The sequence below is a fragment of the Paracoccus shandongensis genome, assembly GCF_017315735.1.
In the GTDB taxonomy this organism is placed as follows: domain Bacteria; phylum Pseudomonadota; class Alphaproteobacteria; order Rhodobacterales; family Rhodobacteraceae; genus Paracoccus; species Paracoccus shandongensis.
This window is the reverse complement of the sequence record NZ_JAFLRK010000073.1, coordinates 1-1965: the sequence shown is the minus strand read 5'-3', so window position 1 is coordinate 1965 and position 1965 is coordinate 1. Positions and strand designations below refer to the sequence as shown.

At 72.6% G+C, this 1965-nt stretch carries 1 protein-coding gene and 1 pseudogene; one reads left to right on the top strand and one right to left on the bottom strand.

What is annotated here, in order from left to right; translation table 11 throughout:
* Positions 1 to 740, bottom strand: a pseudogene (locus JX613_RS19620) (hypothetical protein); the annotation flags it as partial.
* Between the two features lie 186 nt (positions 741 to 926).
* Here JX613_RS19620 and JX613_RS19615 point away from each other — a divergent pair.
* Positions 927 to 1965, top strand: a 1039-nt coding sequence (locus tag JX613_RS19615; RefSeq protein WP_207103154.1) for an SIMPL domain-containing protein, incomplete at its 3' end; no start/stop codon positions are given.

Here is a 1965-nt window from a genome sequence, read left to right as displayed (position 1 = left end):
GCGCGCGGCGACAGGACGCGCGGCGCGGCGGGGGGCCTGGGCTCGCCATGCCGGATCACCTCGGCGGCGGGCGCGGGGGCAACCTGGACGGGCGCGGGGGGCATCACCCGGTGGGGCACGATGCGCGAGATGGCCGGAACGGCGGCCTGCGGCGTGGCGGCGGGATCGGCCACCGCGGGGGCCGTCACCCGGGCCTGCGTCAGGTCGGGCTGGCTGAAGGGGGTGCGGATGACATGGTCGCCCGCCAGACGGCTGGGCCCGAAGTCGGGCTGGCCGTCGAAGCGCGCGTCATCGGGCCGCGCCACGAAGCCTGCGGGGCGGAAGCCTTGGGCGCGGGCGAAATCCTCGGCCTCCTCCAGGGTGCGGCGGGCGACGGCGGCGATGCGCAGGGTCTCGATGTCGCCATTGGCGGCGGGGCACCAGTCGAAGGCCAGTTCGTCGGCGGCGTAGGGGGTCATCGCTTCCAGCGCGCGGGCGATGGTCTTGGGCGTGTCCGAGCCCGCCGGGACCGTCAGCGTGGTGTAAAGGATCTGGTCGTCGGGAATGACCAGCACCGTGTCCAGATCGCCCGGCACCACCCCCGCCCCGTTGCGCATCGCCGCCAGCCGGGCCGTCATTTCCCGCCCCGCGAAGGGGGCCTGTCCCAGGGGCCGCCAGCCGAGGCCGTCGCGATGTTCCAGCAGCACCGCCTCGGAGGTGAAGCTCATGGCGAATTCGGGCGGCGCGATATGTCTGTTCATGGTGGATCACTGCTCATGACGATCGCGTGTTGTGGGTCCGCGATTTGATGGATTACGCCAGATCTACCGGAAATCGCGGGATGGGGAAAGTGAATCTGGCGCAGGCGTGAACGGATTTGCATTGAACTTCGCCCGCGTCCCCGGTGTTGATGGGCCAACGGCATTTTCCGCAAAGGGGACAAACACATGACACAGGTTTCGCGCAAGCTGGTCCGGGCCGCGCTGGCGGCATCGACGGCCTTCGCGCTGGCCGCGCCCGCGCTGGCGGCCCCCGGCAAGGGCGGCCATTCCATGTGCCACCCGGGCCTGTCGCGCCTGACCGTGACCGGCCAGGGCGAGGCGCGGGTGGCCCCCGACATGGCGACGATCCAGCTGGGCGTGACCACGCAGGCCGCCAGCGCGGCCGAGGCGATGGCCCAGAATTCCACCCGGCAGGCCGCCGTGATCGAGGCGCTGGCCGGCGCGGGGATCGAGGGGGCGGATGTCCAGACCTCGGGGCTGAACCTGAACCCGGTGATGGATTACGCCGAGGGCCGCGCGCCCACCGTGACCGGCTATCAGGCCAGCAATATGGTCGCGGTGCGCGTCAAGGACGTGGCCCGGCTGGGCGAGGTTCTGGACGCCATCGTCGCGGCGGGCGCGAACGAGATAAACGGCATCGGCTTCACCCGCGACGACAGCAGCGCATCCGAGGACGAGGCGCGGCGTTCCGCCGTGGCCGACGCCCGCCACAAGGCCGAGGTTCTGGCCGAGGCCGCGGGCCTGACGCTGGGCCCGGTCCTGACCTTGCGCGACACGCCCGCGATGGAAGGCCCGCGCCCGATGATGATGGAGGCGCGCGCCGCGTCCGATGCCGCCAAGGTGCCGATCGCTGCGGGCGAGGTCGCCTTGTCCGCCAATGTCGAGATGCAGTTCGCGCTGATGGGCCAGGATTGCGGGCCGATGCCGGGACGGGACGGCGGCCCCAAGGGCCACGGCCACATGTCCGGGGGCCATGGCGGCATGATGGAAGGCCATATGGGGGAAGGGCACGGGGCCATGAATGGCGATCAGCCGATGCCGGACGGACCGGCAGGCTTGCCCGAGGGCCATCCGCCCGTGCCGGGCATGAAGGCCCCTGAAGGCGGTGCCGCGCCCGCCCCGGCGCCGGGGGCGGACCCTGTGACCCCCGCGCCCGGCGACCTGCCCCCGCCGCTGGGCACCGACACCGGCGCGCCCGAGCCGG